The organism is Amylolactobacillus amylophilus DSM 20533 = JCM 1125 (assembly GCF_001936335.1).
Lineage (GTDB): Bacteria > Bacillota > Bacilli > Lactobacillales > Lactobacillaceae > Amylolactobacillus > Amylolactobacillus amylophilus.
This window is the reverse complement of sequence record NZ_CP018888.1, coordinates 1,564,223-1,582,993: the sequence shown is the minus strand read 5'-3', so window position 1 is coordinate 1,582,993 and position 18,771 is coordinate 1,564,223. Positions and strand designations below refer to the sequence as shown.

Sequence of the window (18,771 nt, the reverse complement as noted above, 5' to 3'; positions counted from 1 at the left end):
AATTTGAACCTTTTCTAATTACGTTGAATGAAGTCAAGTAGCTGACTAATCTCAGCTTCCGACGCGTCGGCCTCACCAGTCTTCATGCCGTGAATTTTCTCAACTGCTAGGTGGCTGGCAAAGGCCAATCCTGCATCGTTCATTGAATGTTTTCTTTGGTACTCAACAATTAAGTCTGACAAATTATCTGGATTCATCTTTATCACCTCATCTAATATAAATTAATTTTAGCAATTTTCACTGCAAAATAAAATTAATAGAACTGCATTCTAGTGAAGGGGAAATACCTGAACTTGACCTTACCCTCAATCGCCGATTTTTTGATGAAGCCAATCATCCGGCTGTCCCGACTGACATTTCTGTTATCACCCATTACAAAGTAGGAATCTGCCGGAACTTTCTCTACGCCAAAGATAGATTGCAAACTGAAATCTGCTGTAAATTGCTGCCCCTCGGGCAAATCTTTCTTGTATTCATCAAGGTAAGGCTCCTTGACTGCTTTACCGTTGATGTATGTTACATCGTTCTTAGAACTAATCGTATCTCCTGGAAGGCCAATCACGCGCTTGATGTATAATGTACCAGGACTGTCTGGTGCATCGAGTACTACAACGTCGTAGCGATTAATGGTTGGGTGTCTGTTAGCAATCAAGCGATCGCCGTCTTTAAAAGTTGGCTCCATCGAGGGCCCAGAGACAATTTCGTTTGAAAGGACGAACTTAAATACAAGAAAATATGCGCCGAGAAATATTAGAGCTAATACTATGACTTGTAGGAACCATTTAAAGAGTGAGTCATTCTCGGTGTTTTCTTTTGCATATTTATTAGTTGTCATCAGCTAGCTCCTCATTTGTATTACAATATATTATAACTGATTTTGACGGTTCTGCATGTTAAAATCTCTCAAAGGTGAAGATTGATGAAATATTTAGCTAAATTAAACTGGTTAGCACAAGAAATCGGATTACAAGATGTAACGAAGCAGGTGCATCAAATTAACGAGTTAACTACCATTCTAGGCGACCAGCGAATTCCCAAAAAGCATCTAGCAGATATCGGCTTTTTGCCGGACAAGCTGGAGAGACTGTGTGAACAGGCGCCAACGAAAGAACTTGAAATTAAGGTGATCAATCAGCTATTGAATAATCTTCGCAATTACCTCGCGCAAGAATTTGGTCTCTGGTCGATTCCAAACTTGACCACGGCGGAATTAATTGCGATGAAATATCATCTGCATGATGGCCTTGAAATAATGGCCGGAAATGCCCAGTGGACGAAAGCCTTTCAAGATGTAGGAGTTAACATGGTTGCAACAGATGACCTGTCGTGGAGCGTAACTAGTGCGACAGGCGCCAGGAACTTTGCGCCGGTAACCAGGCTAACAGCTATCGAGGCGCTCATTCGCTATGCCACAGTCGCGGATTTCGTGATTCTGGCCTGGGCGCCTAATTTCGGCGATGCCGATATTGCTTTGCTCGAAGCTTATAGAAACTTACCGCGAAAACCTTTATTATTGATGGTGGGAGAACGCGGTGGTGCGACTAATTCAACTGCATTTTGGCGTACAGCAAAGGTTTCAACTATTAGTGCTGCCATTAACCGCAGCTTCAAAAGCTTTGATTTCATCAACGAGAAAATTCTGAAAGTTGAGTAATTATGTCTAATCTGAAGAAAAACATTTTGTACTTTACGCTATTCCTAAGCTTCTTGCTGCTAGGCCTATTGGTTTCGCGTGTGCAAGCGAATAACGCTGAATTGACACTTGCGACAAACGGACTTTCAACCTCGGCAAAAGAAATTACAACACTGAACAAAGTCCCAATTAAGCAATTATTGGCTTACGTTGATCAGAATTATGCTAAGGAAAAGGTCCAAATTCAGCTGACCAATAAAACAGAGAACAGTCAGATTTTGGTCTGGTCTAATTTTGATTTGACAAAATTACCCATTGAGAAGGGCCGTTTCCTTACAAAAAGCGATTTTGACGGAATCATTCCGTTTGCTTTGTACACGAAATACTCTTCCGCCGATGTGGAGGAGATTCAGGGTAACCCGTATATTTTGTATGATAATCGCTATATCTCTGTAGTTGGCAGTTTGCGTGAAGGTTATCAAAAGGATAATTACTACATCACCACCGGTCTGCACCAAACCACGAATAAGAATTTTTTAAATGATTACACACTGGTAATTGATGGCCTTTCTCAGAAACAATATTCGAGCATCGCTCATCATATCGGTGGTAAAGTAAAGCAACCCCGCTTCATCCAAAAGATTATGCAGGATAGACAACAGCCCGTTTATCTTTTCGCACTGGCCGTGTTCTCTATTCTTGTGGGTTTGGTGGTTGCGACTTTACTTGGGATTGGCACAAGAAGGGCTAACAAGAATACAGAACTTCGAGATAGTCTATTCCAAAGCCTACAGACCAACATCGTAATTCGCTTTGGTGGCTTTACCCTGGTTTTGGCAGGTCTGGCACTAATTATTTCCCACTACTTCTTTTACTTCAGTCAAATCAGCCAATATGTATGGCTATTAGTAATTTTGCTTGTAATCTTGAATATTAACTTCTCGATGATTGTGCTACCGAAAAGTACTACCAAAAAAGTCAATAAAGGATTAGATATAAAATGATTGATTTACCCATTGAGTTTACTGAAAAATTTACTGGTCTCTTAGGGAGCGATGAGGCCAACAAGTTGTTTAATGCACTACAAGAGCCCACCAAAAAGGCATTTCGCTTAAACCCACTCAAGTCAGGCTATAAAGATGTTAAACAAGACCTGACCGAAAAGTTGGCACTGATTAAAGATGCCTATGTCGGGCAAATAGATGGTCATAGCATAGAGCAGCTTGCTGGCTATGTTTATTCCCAGGACCCAGCCGCCATGTTTGTTGCAGAGGCTGCCGCTGTTCACCCTGGAGAACGAGTGCTCGATCTCTGTGCGGCACCAGGTGGTAAGACGACCCAACTGGCGAGTGGGTTGCACCAGCAAGGGGTACTTGTTGCAAATGAGATTAACCAGTCGCGGGCAAAAACACTATTAGAAAATGTTGAGCGTTGGGGAATTCAAAATTCTTTGGTATTGAACGAAAGTCCGGCGCGACTAGTCCCGTATTTCACCGGCTTTTTCGATAAAATCGTGGTGGATGCGCCCTGTTCTGGTGAAGGTATGTTTAGAAAGGACCCGGTAGCCGTCAAGTATTGGAGTCCAGATTATGTCGCAACATGTCAAATTAGACAGCAGGAAATAGTTTCCGCCGCTTATGCGATGTTACGGCCAGGTGGTCGACTAATATATTCAACGTGCACATTTTCTCCCGAAGAAAATGAACAAATTGTTGAATATTTACTTGGTCAATTTTCAGATATGAAACTGGTTCCGATTCAAACAAGGGCAGAGTTTGATCCGGGCCACCCAGAGTGGGGGACAACTGGTAATGCTGAGTTAAGATATACCGCCCGTTTCTGGCCCCAGAGAAATTTCGGCGAGGGACAATTTGTCGCAATACTAGAGAAAAGTTCAGCTGTGGCAGCGAATGAATCGCATGTAGCAGCACAGCTAATGGCCTTTGACTCAAGAAAAAATGTATTCGATCAAGATGCCATTCGAGAATTTTTTGCCAAGATTAAACAAACTGATCTGCTCAGTGGCAAGAGACAGCCAACCATATCCAATAATCATGTATTCCTGCCTATCATTAACCCAGCAGCAATTAAGGGACTCAGAATACTCAGAAATGGCTTAGAACTTGGTGAACTGAAGAAGAAGCGCTTCTTACCACACCATCAACTAGTGCAGATACTGGATCCCGATTCAGTACCGTTTATTAAATTGAATTCTGATGAGGAATTCAGGAAATTTGTTCATGGTGAAACCATCAAGGTAGAGTCGCCACTCCGTGGTTTCTTACCGGTTGCATACCAACATAAAATCTTCAGTTGGGGTAAGCTCGGCAACGATGGTATCCTAAAGAACTTTTATCCAAAGGGCCTGAGGAGATAAATAAGACCAGCTAACTTTTTGTTGACAATGTTAAATGAAGTTTTATAATAATTAAAAAAGGAGAATATTAAAATTATTTAAAAAGGAAAACGGCAAATATTAGTATACTTGACATAATCATGATGGAGGATGACGATGAAATTTAATTTTGACAGAGATAATAAGACCCTAATTATCGGCGACAAGCTGGAAAGAGCTAACAAACGTTTAACTGTTTCAGAATCAGAAGGACAAGTCAGGTTTATCATGATTTATAAATCCGGAATTGTGTTTAATGGAGCATCCAAAAAGACAAAGCCAGATATTACTACTGGTATCTAATCATAATGTTTCCTAATTTTTTAATATTAAGTACTCAATTAACGAATTGGCTAGAAACAAATCTAGCCTTTTTTGATATTGCGAAAAGCCAATTTCACTACCAGATGACCGGGGTGACTGATGAAGCCGATTTCCAGTTGAAGATTAAATCAGAGTTACTTTTCTCTTCAATATTTTGGTTGAATACAGATTCCGCCGAGGTTGCTCGAATGAATCAGCGCTTTACAGTTGCTATTTTGAGCGACAAGAAGCAGGATATCAAGCTGATACCTATCAAATATCTTGCCTTAATTTATCAGAGAGGGATGTCGAGTACTAATAGTACCAAGTTGAATGAATATGCTTTCAGGTTAGATGCTGTGTTAGACAAAGTGCAATTAACAGCAATGCAGAAATTTGAAGTCAAGTGCTATGAAGCGGTCTTCCGTGATGATTCTAATCAGAATATCGAGCATCAATTTGAGCGGTCCAATCTGGTACTACACCTCACGGATCCCTCACAAACCATTGCCAACATCTACGAAGCCACCCACATGGTACTTTATTTGTCTTTACTTGGTAAAGCAAAAATTAAAACTAGGCTAAGGATTGTTTTCAGCAAATACTTGAGAATAGTATTATTCTATGCACTACAAGAATCCATGCTGGATATACTCGCGGAAATTCTACTTTGCTGTGCAATTCTTGAGGAGTATCCACCACTCTTTGCAAAGGGCCTGACCAAGGTTACTGAGTTCTTCGAACAAGTACTTGCAGAGAATCAAGATCTGCATAACTGCGTACACTACTACCACACAATCTTGGTGCTACGAATGCTTGTTAAGAAACTTAATGAATCAGAGGGATCATAGATGAACGAATCTAATTCTCAATACATAGTCTTACTACAACAAGACAATTATGATGCTCTCAATCAACGATTATTAAGTGCTGTACACTGTGAAAACTTTGGTTTCACGGAAATTCTTGTAAGCTTGGAACTACGACAGAGACGACAGGTACTACCGCAATTGGCTCAAATACTAACTGAAAGTTTTATTGCCGATCGACCGATTGATGATTCATGGTTAACATTAGACGAACCAGAACTAAACGAGTTATTGGCAAACCTCAGCTTGGAACTATTCTTTTCCAACAGGAGACTAGCTCAAGATGACTTTGTTACTTTGGAGGGCTGCTTTGTCTCGGCCACCAATCACTACAAATTACTAGAATTTGCTTTTTTGGTCTGTATTCTTAATCGATATCATGAACAAACATTTTTTCATTTCACTTTAAGTTATATCACTCCAATCATTGAGTCAATGAAAGGTGAGCTGAAAGACCATAATATTGACTCAACTATCCTTGATTTAGTTGAAAACTTACTTAGATCCATAGATAAACCGGTGCGCCACAAATAATTCACAACAGGGGGAATTAAAATGTTAATCTTTAAATTTGGTCAAAAGGCTAAGTTGGTGAACTATTTGTTTTGGACAATTATAGATAGCTTTCAAGCAGTCTTTGTTGCCTATATTCTTGGTCAATTCATCAGCGCAGCCACGAAGGGGAGTATGCAGATTTTCCTCGAAAATACGGTTCTTGCAGGTGGCGGGTTTCTTATCTTTCTCGGTGTGAGTTTATTACAAGCTAACGCTGAAACTAGTTTTGTAGCTTCAGCAAACCTGGAAATTAAACAGGTAATGTTTCAGCATATTCTACGGGAGCCGGCGGCCAACACTTCTATCTCCGATAATATCTCATTTATGACCAATGACCTCAAGTTACTCGAAACAAACGGAATTAAGACCGAAATGAACATGATTACGAATCTCTTTACGTTTATTTTCGCCCTTGTTGCATCCGTCACTTACGATATCTGGACCACCATTGCCTTTTTTATTGGTTCACTCGTGCCCATCGTTATCTCCCAGTTCACACAGGGAACAATCAATAAGAAGGGCGCGGAATGGTCAGCTACCAACAGTAAATTTACCGCACACTTAAAAGATGTTTTGACCGGGAAACAATCAATCAGAGTTTACCACGCTGAAAAAGTGATGAATTCACAACTAATAAAGTTTGCTACCAAGCTTGAAGATGCACTGCGGAAGATGAATCTAACCATCGGGGTCGTCAATTCTTTTGCCTATACTGTAGCCATGGTCACGGCTATGACCATCCCATTTGGTGTTGGTGTCTATCGCATCATCGGCGGAGCTTTAACAATTGCGAGTTTCATTGCTGTGATGCAGTTATCTAACAGTGTTACAAATCCGTTAATGTCAATTGTGACGGCCAACAACGAGCGACAGACCGTCACTGAAATTCAAACCAAAGTTTTGGCAGCCAAGGAAGAGTTCGTTAATGAAGAAGGAGCCTTTACTGATGGTGAACCAGTCAAATTTGATAGTCTTCGTCTAGCAGATGTTTCAATAAAGATGAATGATCATCCGCTATTTGAACACCTCGACCTGAACGTTCAAGCTGGAGATAAAATTTTAATCATGGCTCCGTCCGGCTTTGGCAAGTCCACGTTACTTCATATTTTGGAGGAAGACCTCAAGCCCTCATCTGGAACCTACTACTATAACGATCAACCAAGTTCTGCATATAGCACTGGTACTCTGCGCCAGCAATTTGCATGGATTGACCAGACACCTTTTGCTTTTGATTCAACGGTCAAGTTTAACATGACCTTGGGGCTAGAATTCGGCAATGATAAGATTAAAGCTGCCTTGACTGATGCGGGTTTATCTCAATTTGCCACAGATGAAGGGTTAAACTACAAAGTTGGTGAAAACGGTCATAATCTTTCAGGCGGTGAGCTCCAGCGCTTAGAGATTGCCCGTGCCCGGCTTTTTAATCGACCTATTTTGTTAGCGGACGAGGCCACCTCATCCTTAGATGAAAAGACGGCGAAGCAAATCCACGAATTATTTATGAATGATGACCAAACATTAATTGAGGTTGCACACCATGTACCTGAAGACGAGTTTAGGGATTACACTCAAGTAATTCGCCTGGATGAAGCAACTGCGTGGAGCTTAGCCTAATATTAATGCAAAATTAAAAAATACAAACCTTTTAACAGGTTTGTATTTTTTTGCTAAATTTCAATGTTTACTTTTGTTTTGTCTATTAACGTAGACGGTAATCAAATTGCATCTTCTTTAAATCAGCTAAATCATTTCCCCCAAATAATGCCACCAATCCAGCTAGTTGATCTTGCCAGTTGGTAACCAGTTTGAGCAAACCAGCTTCTCCGTTTTGGTTGTATTCTTGGAGAAATCTGTTGCTAATACCAACTGCACTGGCACCAAGAACCATTGACTTGAGCACATCTAGGGGATTCCTAATGCCACCTGAGGCAAAGTAGGTGAGATTAGTTTGTCTGGCGGTCAAAAGGGCTTCAACAGTTGGAATGCCGATTCCCTCCAGATAATCCATGTCGCGTCCGGGACGTCTGAAGTTCTCAATCCAAGCAAAATCGGTGCCACCACTACCTGCTACATCCACATAATTAAAGCCATTTTGTTCGAGCAAACGTAAGCTCTTAACGTCGAACCCAAAACCAACTTCCTTAACGATCACTGGCAGGTCAACTGCGTCACGAATCTGCATCATTTTATTCAGCCACTGAAAATCTCGGTCACCCTCAGGCATGATTAACTCTTGTACAGCATTGACATGAATCTGCAGTGCGGCAGGCCGTAACTCATTAATCAATAGCTTAATCGTTGCAAGCGGTGTACCCGGATTTACGTTTATCAATAACATGCCATCGGGATTAGCGGCACGAGCAATTGTGAAGGTCTTGAGGGTTGCGGGTTCGTGTGCAACGATGTTCGCCGAACCAAGTGCTAGCGCGATGTTCGCTTTCTTAGCTACGCGTGCCAAGGCGGCATTAATTTCTTGTCCCTTATTCGAACCGCCGGTGATTGCGTTGATAAAAAAAGGCGCACTGAGAGTGTGCCCGAACATAGTTGTTCTAATAGAATCAGGTGTGACTACGGTTTCTGGTAGAGTAGGGCGCGTAAGCCTTAAATCGTCGAAGCTGTTTGCCTGATTTGCCTGATAACTGGCCTTAGCCAGAGCGAGGTGCTCGTCCTTACGATGCGCACTTTTGGATATTTTCTCTGATTTCATTTGTTAACTCAAAGAATGGACTTTGAAATCAAGCGGAAGAATTCCGTGATCACGCCATTCTTTCCTCATCTTAGTGATATCTGTCTCTCCGTTGGAAATTACAATCCCACAATCGCCGTTTCCTGCTCCAGAAGTCTTGGCTGCACCACCGTTTTTTTCTGCGATGTCAATCAAAGTTGTGAGCCGTGGAATCTCAATTTGAACGCTACTCATCTTAGCCAATGATTGGAGAAGTAATCTGTTGTAGCGAATTTTGTCTTGGATTAGCTTGATGTCCTGAGCCCCAAAGCCACGGACAATATCGAGAACGCAGGCGCGACTTTCCTCAACAAACTTCTCATATTGAATCGGATTGATGTGTTTTTCCTGATCGGTTTGGTCAACCAGCTGTGCCGTCAACGAAGGCTTTTGACTCCAGCCGATTACGAGGCTCATCTCTTTCGGCGGGGTCAAAAGCTGAATCTTCAACCCGGGCCAAGCCATGTTCACAATCTCAACCAGCGAATAGCGGTCAAGCTGGTCAAGTAACCACTGCTTGTCAAATGACTGGTAGGCGAGCCAACCGCCAAAGACGCTGGCAGCGATGTCGCCTAGCGAACCATTACCTTGCACTTGGAAGTGGGCAATGGCTGCCAATTTAAAAATAAGGTCTTTATCGAGTTCAAAGCCATAGAAGCGCAACACAGCCTTGACTGTTGCGACGGTAACTGCAGCACTTGAGCCCAAACCAAATTTCTTGCCATCGTCAGAGTCCAGCTCAGAGTTGACCGTTAAATCGTATACTTCTAAGCTAACGTTGTTTTCTAATACATATTGTTCTGTGTAATGGATTGCGGACAGGATGTAGTGGAATGGATTATCCCGGTTGTCGATAATCATCTTCGATCCTTGTCTAGTCCAGTGAATTGAGTCTTGGGAATATTGCTTTGAGTGAATGGTCCCGGTTGTTTGACTTGCCTTAATCGTCACACGAACAAATTCGTTGACTGCCACGATAATTGCTGGATTGTTAGTTTCTAAAACTGCATATTCACCAGCTATATAAAGCTTTCCTGGTGCTTTTTCAGTAATCAAGATTATACTTCCTCTTGTCTAATTAGTCTAAGTTTATTACACCGGGTCCAAAAGACGCCTTTATAATATTAACATTACCAAGTTCTTCTTTAAACCTTTCAGTAATTTCTTTTACATTTCTTAATTGACAAAGAATTTTAACGTTTGGGCCAGCGTCAATGGTGAAGTAGCACTCGATACCCTGTATTCTTAGCTGCTCAACAAGTTTTATGGCGTGAATGGTCTCCGGTTCGAGGTAAGTGAAGGGGGGATTGGCGGTGAAATTTAATGCGTGCATCGCAAGAGCGCTCCGCTCAGCTAGCGTACCAATTGCCGTGAAATCATTGGCCTTAATCGCCTGTTTCATCTGAATCACGCCTCGTTCTGCCTCCGTGCGCCAAACACCATAATATGGTGAGGTGTTGACTACTTGCTGCATCCCAGCAGTTGAGGAGATACCCTTACTCGCAAAATTAATCTCGACGGCTAGCAGACACAGATCAATTGTCGGCTGCTCATCAATTGGCATGGCAATTGAGTCTTGATCGTCTGTACCTTTTTGCCATTCGACAAAACCACCATAGATGGACCTAGTGGCTGAGCCAGAGCCTAATCGCGCCAGCCTAGAGAGCTCTTGCTTATCAACATCCAGTTGGTATGCAGCTACAAAAGCCTGTGCCAACGCGGCAAAAGCCGAACTAGAGCTGGCTAGACCGGCACTTGTCGGCACATGATTTGTTGTCTGAATTTTAAATTTGTCATGGGGTAGCCGATATCTGTCTTGTAGTGTCTCGATATAATCGAAAACCCGCCTGCTAGAGGCTGGCTCCTGCACCACGTTGTTCAACGAGAAACTACTTTCAGTGGTTGTTGATTGCTCCAATAATTGAAAATTCGTGTCGGTGTAGAATGCGTCCAGTGTCATCGAGAGGCTGGAGTTTTGGGGTAATTTCAGCTGATTATTAGCCTTGCCCCAGTATTTGATTAGTGCAATATTCGTGTGCGCGCGTGCCTTACCAATTCTCATTTTAAATCTCCTCAATCCAGATGTTAGCTGACAGCTCCGCCTGTGCATGTTGAATTGCCTGTGCACTAGCACGTGTTTCTGCAAGACTGATGACAATGCCACCGAGGCCACCGCCACTAATCTTGCTGCCCAATGCGCCATTATTTATGGCCCGATTGATCAATTCATCAAGTCTATTCGTCGTCAATCCAAAACTAGCAAGAATCTCGTTGGCCTCCGTCATCTTTTTACCAAATGAATGAGCATCATGCTCCTCAAATGACGTTAGTGCTTGTGTGGCCAGTGTATCTAATCTAGCCATTAAGTTATTCTTGCTCGGATTCTGACGGAGTTCTGAGCTAACTAACTGCACTGCTTCTTTCGTGTTACCGAGCTCGCCAGAATCAGCAATGACCAAAAAGCCGCCGAGCTTCGCACGAATTTCGGTTGGACCAGACTGTTTGCTGAAGCTAACTAGATGATTGCTATTAACCGTGGCGACATCCAATCCACTAGCTGAGCCGTGGTTGATTGTCTCTGCAGCATTCGCGAGTTCAATAATTTCCGCTTTAGTCAGGTGCAGATTGAAGTGTTCTTGCATCACCTTAATGGTCCCTAGGGCGACGGCAGCAGAGGAACCGAGTCCACGTTCTTCCGGAATCTCACCCTCAAACCGGAGTTCAAACGCGCTCTTAATTGAGTAACGCTGCCGAATTGCCTGCACCGTCCAAATAATTCCAGCAAAATTTTTAGGGGCACGTGAAAGCTCACCAGTATAGTCATTCGTAACCAGCGTACAGGTCACAGCCTTTATATCTGTGAGGACAGTTTTGATTTGAATTGAAGGCGTAGGCAGAGCCAATGCATGGTAACCAAATACCACCGAGTGTTCACCAATTAAAATGACCTTACCATGTGTAATTTGCGTTGATTTCAAAATAATCATCCTCCAGAATCGTTAATTAAACTTTAAGCTATTGTCGGAAAATTTGCTAGTCATTGAGGTAGGAGAAATTATTTCTTTAGTAAAAATCATCCTGCGTCTTTATGCTAAAATAGATGAAGCTACTAAATTTGAGGGAGCGGCCAATGATCAACTTTCTAGTGGGGCGGCAGTCCGCCAATATTCAACAAGAAATTATTAATGAGATGGTGGAACATTACAGGGCAAATACACACCAGATGCATTTTCTCATTGTACCCAATCACATTAAGTTTGGCACCGAAGTTGCAGCCCTGAAGACCTTGAGTGCGCGCAGTAATCGAGAAGAGGTCAGTGTAAAAAACTTTCAAGTATTATCCTTCTCACGATTAGCCTGGTATTTCTTAAAGGAAGCAGGGCAGAATATATTACCTGGATTGACCGATGCCGCAGCACAGATGCTCATCAGACAAATAATGAGCGAACACCAATCTGAGCTTCTGCTGTATGACAAGGTCAAACTGAATCAAGGCACCATCAGCCAAGTTTACCAATCAATTTCCGAATTAAAAACCAATAATCTAACAACACCCAATCTGGTAGCTGTCGTTAACGATGTCAAGAACCAAGAAACAAGCGCCAAGCTTCACGACTTAAGCCTAATCATGGAGTTGTTCAACCAGGAAATAGAGTCTAAGTTCAGCACGAAGAACGACACGCTGAATTTATTAAATGAGGTACTGGCCACCAGCGACCTGTTGCGCGATAGTCAGTTTTATTTCAGTGACTTCTCTAGTTTTTCTAGCCAAGAGACCACCACAGTCAAAATTTTGCTGCAACAAGCAGGAAATGTGTCACTCGGCTTCAAAACTCAAACCGGTAGGATTAAAGAATCCGCACCCAAGATGACGGACTACGATTGGAACGTTCAACGCGTGATTCATGAATTAATGCACTTTACGCGCAATAAAAAACTTTCCTACCGAATCGAATCAGCTGAACTAACGGCGACTAGTCAATCGATTAAACTGCTCAATAAGTTCTGGACCGGCGAACAACAACATTTGGATGCTACTGAGCGTGCTTTAGTCAAGCAATCCCTACAACTCGTCAAAGCAGACTCTCGCTACTCTGAAGCCTATTTTGTTGCGCATACAATTTACCAGCAGGTTGCTTTGAATAATGCACGATACGCCGATTTTCTCGTCCTCGCACCCAATCTTTCGAGTTATGAAACCTATCTCGGCCCGATTCTGGAACAACTAGACATTCCATACTTCAATGACCTGCAGAAGGAGATGAAGTATCATCCACTCGTAATCATGATTGAGGCGCTAGCAGACTTGAATCGGCATCATTTGAACACAGATAGTCTGATTTCTATTTTCAAAACCGGGCTAATTCTACCAGCCAACCTTGATGCCGAGCACGCTTTATATTTAACGGATCAACTGGAGAACTTTGTCTTAAAATACGGAATTAATCATCAGCGGTGGCATACTGATTTCAAGACATTGTTAGATCTCAAGGTAGCTGAATCGGAGTCAGTTGAACTTGTGAAAGAGCTAAACGACTTCAAGAACTACGTCTTGAGGGCGGTTGAATCCTTGCTCGAGTGTCTATCAACAACTACTGATACGCGTGAGGTTCTGACCGAATTCTACCAGTTCCTAGATGATAACGATGTACCAAAACGCCTGGAAGAATGGCGTGACCAGGCGAACGCTGCCGATAATCTACAATTAGCACAGCAGCCAGAACAGGTCTGGCAGACACTCAATCAGCTTCTGAACGATTACTTGACCATCAACCCAGTCAATTTCGACCGAGATAGTTTCTTTGAAACACTGATTACAGGCTTTTCCACCGCTACATTTGCGCAGATTCCATCAACACTCGATGCTGTGACCATCTCAGAAATGGGGATGGCGCAGACCAACGAATATCAGCAGTGTTTCATTATTGGCGCAACTAGTGGCGATCTACCAGCCACCAAAAGTACGCCAAAGTTTCTCAATTCGGAAAATATTACAGACCTGAACCGGCTATTGCCTGATGAGAAGCAAATCACCGACTCAACAGTAGATAATAACTGTATTCAGGCATATCAATTCGGCCAAAACCTCTTACTGGGGCGGATGCGGGTTTATCTTTCGTATCCATTGATTAATGCAGAGAACAAAGCTTTGAAACCGTCAATGTATTTCACTAAGTTGATGAACGCATTGGGGGTAACAGAAGCCAACCTCTACCACCAAACGGATCTGCCTGCAACTACGGGTGGTAATATCATTGGCTTTTTGACGAAACCACTCAATTCAGCGGGTTATTTAGCCTATTTATTAAAGCACACATCAAATAACATGGCTCAGAGCTTACTGCAGGTTGCCCAGAATTCTGATGATGCTTTGGTCACGGGGAAAATCAACCGTTTACTAAGGGCCCAAAACTTCATCAACCGTTCCGTTGATTTAACTACGGCCGAGGCCAACGCCTTATTCGGCAATAAAATTTATACATCGGTTTCTCAGTTGGAGACTTATTACGAGAACCCGTATGAATATTTCCTGAAGTACGGCTTAAGACTACGCGAGCGTGACGAAAATGAGTTTGATCAAATTCAAACCGGTAATTATTTTCATGAGATATTCGACCTCCTAGTCAAAAACTTGACCGCTAACCACCTTGATTTAGGGGCGATTAAGCACACTCAGTTGATGCAAGCACTACAACAAATTACTAGCCGGTTAAAAGAAGAACAACAGTTTAAGTTCTTCCTAGCTGAGCCCACCAACCGTTATCTGGCAAGTCAATTGGATCAAACGGCGACTGAGGTCGTGAATAATTGGGTGGCGAAACTGCAAAGGACACCGTTACGGCCGGCTTTCTCCGAACTTACTTTTGGCCAAGGCAGCCATCTTAAAGGGCTCAACTACGACTTTGACGGTCACCAAATTATGCTCCGGGGCAAGATTGACAGAATCGATTTGGCAACGGTCAATAACACGACCTACGCCCAGATTGTGGACTATAAGTCGAGTACAAAGGAATTTGACCTGAATAGTTTCTACAATGGCTTAGCATTGCAGATGGTCTCTTATCTAAAAGTATTAATGCAAAACAAGGCTTACTTTACTACGGGAACAAGCATTATTCCGGTTGGTGCATTCTATCAAACAATCTCCCGTAAACCGGACAAATTTGGCACAAAGAAAATAAATCCAGACTTCACGCTTCATGACTTTGAACACGACTTTATTTTAAACTCTCGCCTGGACGGACTCATCCTAAATGACCCTGGCATGTTGAGCATCGTAGAACCTGATTTGAACGGTCAGTCTACAATTTATAAGAGTGTGCAGGGGACCAGCAAGGGGATTAAACTGCCCAAGAATAAAAATTATACTAGCGAGCAACTGAAGCTCATCTTCGACTACACTGATTACTTGATTAAGCTAGCGGGAAGAAATATTCTGGCGGGAAAATTCCCAATTGCACCTTTCAAATATGGTGCCCTGACGGGGATGCAGTATTCAAATTACAAAGAGATTATGATGTTCGACGCGATGTTGCAGGAAAACCAGTATAAAAAGATTCAAAAGAAAGACTCTAGTGAGTTATTCAATCAGATGAAAGGGGAATTAGGCGATGAGTGAGGTAACTTACACACCAGAACAAAGTCAAGCAATTAATGACCAAGACCTAGACATCCTGGTCTCAGCTTCAGCCGGCTCTGGTAAGACCAAGGTACTGGTCGAGCGAGTATTACAGAAGATTCTTAATCAAAGTAACCCTACTCCCGTCAGCAAACTGCTCATTGTCACGTTCACTGAGGCTGCAGCAAGCGAGATGAAGGAGAAGATCCAGACTGCGATTGAGAAGGCTATTGCTGCGCCAGAGAATCAGAATAACGATTTCCTCAACCAACAGTTGGTTGACGTGCAGACGGCCAATATTTCTACCCTGCATGCATTTTGTTTAGACGTGATTCGCCGTTTTTACTATGTCATAGACCTTGATCCAACCTTCTCGCTCCTAACCGACGAGACTCAGGCACAATTGCTGAGGGAACAATCATTGGCTAACGTCTTTAACAGGCACTTCGAGGAAGGAGATCAAGAGTTTATTAGCTTTATCGAGAATTTCACCGGTGATCGCGATTTTGAAACTGCTAAAGCCATTATCTTAGATCTGTACTACACGGCTATTGCGATGCCCGACTATGAATCATTATTCGAGCAGGCTAGACGCCTCCATTCTGTGCCGGATACTGGCCTAATCCATGCGCCAATTTTTGTTGACCATATTACGCCCGACCTAATCCACCAATTCAGGGAATTAATAACGACGATTGCTGACACGCTTAGACCGGAACTGACAGAAATTCCCCAACTTGAAAAAATCAGCAATTCGATCACTGCTTTACAAGAGAATATTCAGCGTTTTGTTACTGGCCTAGAAAATGACGCTTCCTTTGATGAATTACGTGAAATTCTGGGTAATAGCACCTTCAACAGAACAGCTAAGAGCGGCAAATGGGACGAGGAAGTTAAGGAAGGTTATGACCAACTTGCCGCTGTCAGAACCGCAGCTAAAGACCTCATCAAAGAAACGTGGACCAAATACTTTGCCTTTACGGAAGCAGAACAGGCTGCCGAAATAGAAACTAGCCGGAAATATCTGGCTGAGTTAATCCAGCTCGAACGTGAATTTATTGCCGAATACGCCACCCAAAAACGGGCCAAGAATTTTCTAGACTTCAACGATTTGGAGCAGTTTGCTTACCAAATTCTAAACCCGAGAAACACAGCCACCAACAACCAGATGGCGCAAGAATTTTACCAGAACAAATTTGCAGAGATATTGGTGGATGAGTATCAGGATACGAATCCCATTCAGGAGCAAATCGTCCTCTCAATCAAGAAGAGCCATAAAAATAACATGTTCATGGTCGGTGACGTCAAGCAATCAATCTACGCCTTTCGGCAGGCGGAACCCCAGCTTTTTATGAAGAAATACGTTGCCTTCAACGATGATAATCCAGCAAATGAGCGAATCACGCTTGCCGAAAATTTCCGCTCTAGCAAGAAGGTCACTAACTTCGTTAATAAGCTATTTGTTCCCCTAATGACCACGGATTTTGGTGAACTAAACTATGAGTCTGAAGGTCAACTAAAGCCGGCAGCAAACTATCCTAAAGACCTGGCGGATGCTGTTGAAGTCTCCTTGTTCGACAAGAATAACCAGGAAGTGCCAACAACAGAAGAGCATGCAGGTGAGCAGGTTGATAGTGCGCCAGAACTGGACTTCAATGAGATTCAGATGGTCATTAAGCGAATTCAAATGATGCAGCATGATCATTACCAGATTTTCGACCCAGAAATTGGCCGCAAGCGCGAGTTTAAGCTTAGTGATATTGCCATCCTCACCCCCACTAGAACAAATAACCTCAATATCATGGAACAATTTGCGCACGCAGGCATCTCTTTGTTTATTTCCGATGCCCAGAATTACTTTCAGACACTTGAACTGACGATGATTATGTCCTATCTCAAAATAATTGATAACCCAGATCAGGATATACCATTAGTCAGTGTGATGCGGTCACCGATGTACGGCTTCACCGAGCCTGAGCTAGCGCGAATTCGCATTAGTAATCAGCACACAAGTTTTTATAAAGTGCTAATTGCGTTCGGTGATCAAACACCGCTTTCTCAAAAAGTTGCAGCTTTTTTGAAGGATCTCAATGAGTTTCGGACATTTGAAAAGCTTCATCGAATATCCGAACTCATCTGGCAAATATACGAACAAACGAGACTTGTTGATCTGGTCACTGGATTGCCAAACGGGCGGCAACGCCGGGTTAACCTTCAGGCACTTTACGAACGAGCTAGCAGTTACGAGAGTGCTGGCTTCAAGGGCCTCTATCAGTTCATTACCTTTATTGGCCGCATGCAAAAGAGTAAGAAGGATCTGGCACAGCCTTTACTAGCCGATGCAGCCGATAATTCCGTGCGGCTCATGACAATCCACGGGAGCAAGGGGTTAGAGTTTCCAATTGTCTTTCTAGTAGGATTAAGCGGCAAGTTTAACACATCAGACTTTAATGCCGACTACATTATTGACAGTCGTGCGGGTATCGGACTCACGAATAAGCATGAGTACATCAAAATCAACACGGTAATCAAGAACGCACTCGCACAGGAATCAAAGAAGAGACTACTCGAGGAAAAGGCCCGCGTGCTCTACGTTGCATTGACCCGCGCCGGTCAGAAGCTGATTCTGATTTGTGCACCAAATAAATTAGAGCAGCTAATTAGTAAATTTGAACAATCAAAGCTCACGTTAACTGATAAGTTAAACGCCCAGAATTTTCTCGATCTGATGGGACCCCAACTAGACATTTTCCATCAGCTTATCAAATCGACGCCAGACTTAACGAACGAGTTACAGGAAAAGGAGAACGTCGTCTTCATTAGGTACAACCCGGTCGATCTGATCGGTTTATCATCTGATGAGTCTGACCAATTGACACACGACGTTAGTCAGAGTGATCAAGAGCCAACCGATCTTTTACTGGCTCAGGCCAAGCAACTATTCGACTTTCATTATGGCTTCTTGGCAGCGACTAAGACAACTGCCTACCAAGCGGTATCGGAGATTAAGCAGTTGTTTAATGATCCGGATATCGTCCAGTTACAAAACTCCCAGATTGTGCGTGCAACAAACAGATATCTTCAGCCCATAGAAGCAAAACCTGCATTTTTGACTAGCAACAACTATGGCGCGGCGGATATTGGTACTGCAACGCACTTAATCCTGCAAAAGCACGACTTTAGGCAGCAGGCAAACCTGGACATTCTAAGAACTGAAATCAGCAAATTAGTTAACACCAATCAACTCGATCAAGCTTTGGCGGATAAAGTTGATCTCACTTCAATCATTAACTTTTTGAAGTCGAGCCTTGCAAAGGACATTAGTCAGCATACGACCACGCTCTTACGTGAGGTCTCTTTCTCAACTCTGATTAAAGCCTCAAATCTTTTTAAATATTACAACGATGAGGCTGGCAAAATTCTTGTTCATGGTACAATTGATGGGTATTACGAGACGGAGCGAGGAATCGTGCTCTTCGATTACAAGACAGATCATCTAGACCCAGGGGATGCAGGACTAACAAAGTTAGCAGCTAAGTATACCGGACAACTACGTCTGTACCAAAAGGCGATTGAGGAGTTTACGGGTCAACCAGTGCTACACAAGTACCTAATCGCGCTCAGTACAAACGAGCTAATAGAAATTGATTAAGTTATTTACGATAAAGAAAC

15 protein-coding genes are annotated in these 18,771 nt (G+C 42.8%); 9 read left to right on the top strand and 6 right to left on the bottom strand.

Annotation, left to right across the window (positions count from 1 at the left end; translation table 11 throughout):
* Positions 1 to 14: 14 nt before the first annotated feature.
* The gene (locus tag LA20533_RS08225) at positions 15 to 197 is read right to left on the bottom strand and encodes an LBP_cg2779 family protein (protein WP_054745028.1); all 183 of its coding nucleotides are present in this window, start codon (positions 195 to 197) and stop codon (positions 15 to 17) included.
* A gap of 56 nt (positions 198 to 253) precedes the next feature.
* The gene (gene lepB, locus LA20533_RS08220) at positions 254 to 835 is read right to left on the bottom strand and encodes a signal peptidase I (protein WP_056946176.1); all 582 of its coding nucleotides are present in this window, start codon (positions 833 to 835) and stop codon (positions 254 to 256) included.
* Between the two features lie 84 nt (positions 836 to 919).
* On the opposite strand from lepB, the gene LA20533_RS08215 reads away from it, so the two are divergent.
* From LA20533_RS08215 to LA20533_RS08185, 7 genes are all read left to right on the top strand, one after another.
* Positions 920 to 1,654 (top strand): hypothetical protein, encoded by a 735-nt coding sequence (locus tag LA20533_RS08215; protein WP_082611553.1) that lies wholly within the window; start codon positions 920 to 922, stop codon positions 1,652 to 1,654.
* A 2-nt stretch (positions 1,655 to 1,656) separates the two neighbouring features.
* Entirely contained in the window at positions 1,657 to 2,637 is a 981-nt protein-coding gene (locus LA20533_RS08210) for a hypothetical protein (protein WP_056946172.1), read from the top strand.
* Positions 2,634 to 4,010 (top strand): RsmB/NOP family class I SAM-dependent RNA methyltransferase, encoded by a 1,377-nt coding sequence (locus LA20533_RS08205; protein WP_056946170.1) that lies wholly within the window; start codon positions 2,634 to 2,636, stop codon positions 4,008 to 4,010. The genes LA20533_RS08210 and LA20533_RS08205 overlap by 4 nt, the downstream gene beginning before the upstream one ends.
* A gap of 135 nt (positions 4,011 to 4,145) precedes the next feature.
* Positions 4,146 to 4,331: a hypothetical protein gene (locus LA20533_RS08200; protein ID WP_054745041.1), complete on the top strand. Its 186-nt coding sequence runs from the start codon at positions 4,146 to 4,148 to the stop codon at positions 4,329 to 4,331.
* Positions 4,332 to 4,336: 5 nt separating this feature from the next.
* Positions 4,337 to 5,182 (top strand): DUF6895 family protein, encoded by an 846-nt coding sequence (locus LA20533_RS08195; RefSeq protein WP_056946168.1) that lies wholly within the window; start codon positions 4,337 to 4,339, stop codon positions 5,180 to 5,182.
* Positions 5,183 to 5,734: a hypothetical protein gene (locus LA20533_RS08190; RefSeq protein WP_056946166.1), complete on the top strand. Its 552-nt coding sequence runs from the start codon at positions 5,183 to 5,185 to the stop codon at positions 5,732 to 5,734.
* 21 nt (positions 5,735 to 5,755) lie between these two features.
* The gene (locus LA20533_RS08185) at positions 5,756 to 7,369 is read left to right on the top strand and encodes an ATP-binding cassette domain-containing protein (protein ID WP_056946164.1); all 1,614 of its coding nucleotides are present in this window, start codon (positions 5,756 to 5,758) and stop codon (positions 7,367 to 7,369) included.
* A gap of 85 nt (positions 7,370 to 7,454) precedes the next feature.
* On the opposite strand, the gene fni is transcribed toward LA20533_RS08185, so the two are convergent.
* From fni to mvk, 4 genes are read right to left on the bottom strand one after another with little or no spacing between them, the layout of a single operon-like run.
* Entirely contained in the window at positions 7,455 to 8,447 is a 993-nt protein-coding gene (gene fni / locus LA20533_RS08180) for a type 2 isopentenyl-diphosphate Delta-isomerase (RefSeq protein WP_056946427.1), read from the bottom strand.
* Positions 8,448 to 8,465: 18 nt separating this feature from the next.
* A complete protein-coding gene (locus tag LA20533_RS08175) occupies positions 8,466 to 9,536 on the bottom strand; it encodes a phosphomevalonate kinase (protein ID WP_056946161.1) in 1,071 nt (356 codons plus the stop codon).
* Between the two features lie 22 nt (positions 9,537 to 9,558).
* Positions 9,559 to 10,542 carry a diphosphomevalonate decarboxylase gene (gene mvaD, locus LA20533_RS08170; RefSeq protein ID WP_056946159.1) on the bottom strand — a complete coding sequence of 328 codons (984 nt, stop codon included), beginning with the start codon at positions 10,540 to 10,542 and terminating at the stop codon, positions 9,559 to 9,561.
* A gap of 1 nt (position 10,543) precedes the next feature.
* Positions 10,544 to 11,458 (bottom strand): mevalonate kinase, encoded by a 915-nt coding sequence (mvk, locus tag LA20533_RS08165; RefSeq protein WP_056946157.1) that lies wholly within the window; start codon positions 11,456 to 11,458, stop codon positions 10,544 to 10,546.
* Positions 11,459 to 11,610: 152 nt separating this feature from the next.
* On the opposite strand from mvk, the gene LA20533_RS08160 reads away from it, so the two are divergent.
* Both LA20533_RS08160 and addA read left to right on the top strand, forming a co-directional pair.
* Positions 11,611 to 15,099, top strand: a complete 3,489-nt coding sequence (locus LA20533_RS08160) for a PD-(D/E)XK nuclease family protein (RefSeq protein ID WP_056946155.1) — start codon at positions 11,611 to 11,613, stop codon at positions 15,097 to 15,099.
* A complete protein-coding gene (gene addA / locus LA20533_RS08155) occupies positions 15,092 to 18,751 on the top strand; it encodes a helicase-exonuclease AddAB subunit AddA (protein ID WP_056946153.1) in 3,660 nt (1,219 codons plus the stop codon). The genes LA20533_RS08160 and addA overlap by 8 nt, the downstream gene beginning before the upstream one ends.
* The last annotated feature ends 20 nt before the right edge of the window (positions 18,752 to 18,771 follow it).

Coding starts and splice junctions, on each gene's coding strand:
- LA20533_RS08225 (WP_054745028.1), bottom strand. CDS start 197: ATGAATCCAGATAATTTGTCAGACTTAATTGTTGAGTACCAAAGAAAA.
- lepB (WP_056946176.1), bottom strand. CDS start 835: ATGACAACTAATAAATATGCAAAAGAAAACACCGAGAATGACTCACTC.
- LA20533_RS08215 (WP_082611553.1), top strand. CDS start 920: ATGAAATATTTAGCTAAATTAAACTGGTTAGCACAAGAAATCGGATTA.
- LA20533_RS08210 (WP_056946172.1), top strand. CDS start 1,657: ATGTCTAATCTGAAGAAAAACATTTTGTACTTTACGCTATTCCTAAGC.
- LA20533_RS08205 (WP_056946170.1), top strand. CDS start 2,634: ATGATTGATTTACCCATTGAGTTTACTGAAAAATTTACTGGTCTCTTA.
- LA20533_RS08200 (WP_054745041.1), top strand. CDS start 4,146: ATGAAATTTAATTTTGACAGAGATAATAAGACCCTAATTATCGGCGAC.
- LA20533_RS08195 (WP_056946168.1), top strand. CDS start 4,337: ATGTTTCCTAATTTTTTAATATTAAGTACTCAATTAACGAATTGGCTA.
- LA20533_RS08190 (WP_056946166.1), top strand. CDS start 5,183: ATGAACGAATCTAATTCTCAATACATAGTCTTACTACAACAAGACAAT.
- LA20533_RS08185 (WP_056946164.1), top strand. CDS start 5,756: ATGTTAATCTTTAAATTTGGTCAAAAGGCTAAGTTGGTGAACTATTTG.
- mvaD (WP_056946159.1), bottom strand. CDS start 10,542: ATGAGAATTGGTAAGGCACGCGCGCACACGAATATTGCACTAATCAAA.
- LA20533_RS08160 (WP_056946155.1), top strand. CDS start 11,611: ATGATCAACTTTCTAGTGGGGCGGCAGTCCGCCAATATTCAACAAGAA.
- addA (WP_056946153.1), top strand. CDS start 15,092: ATGAGTGAGGTAACTTACACACCAGAACAAAGTCAAGCAATTAATGAC.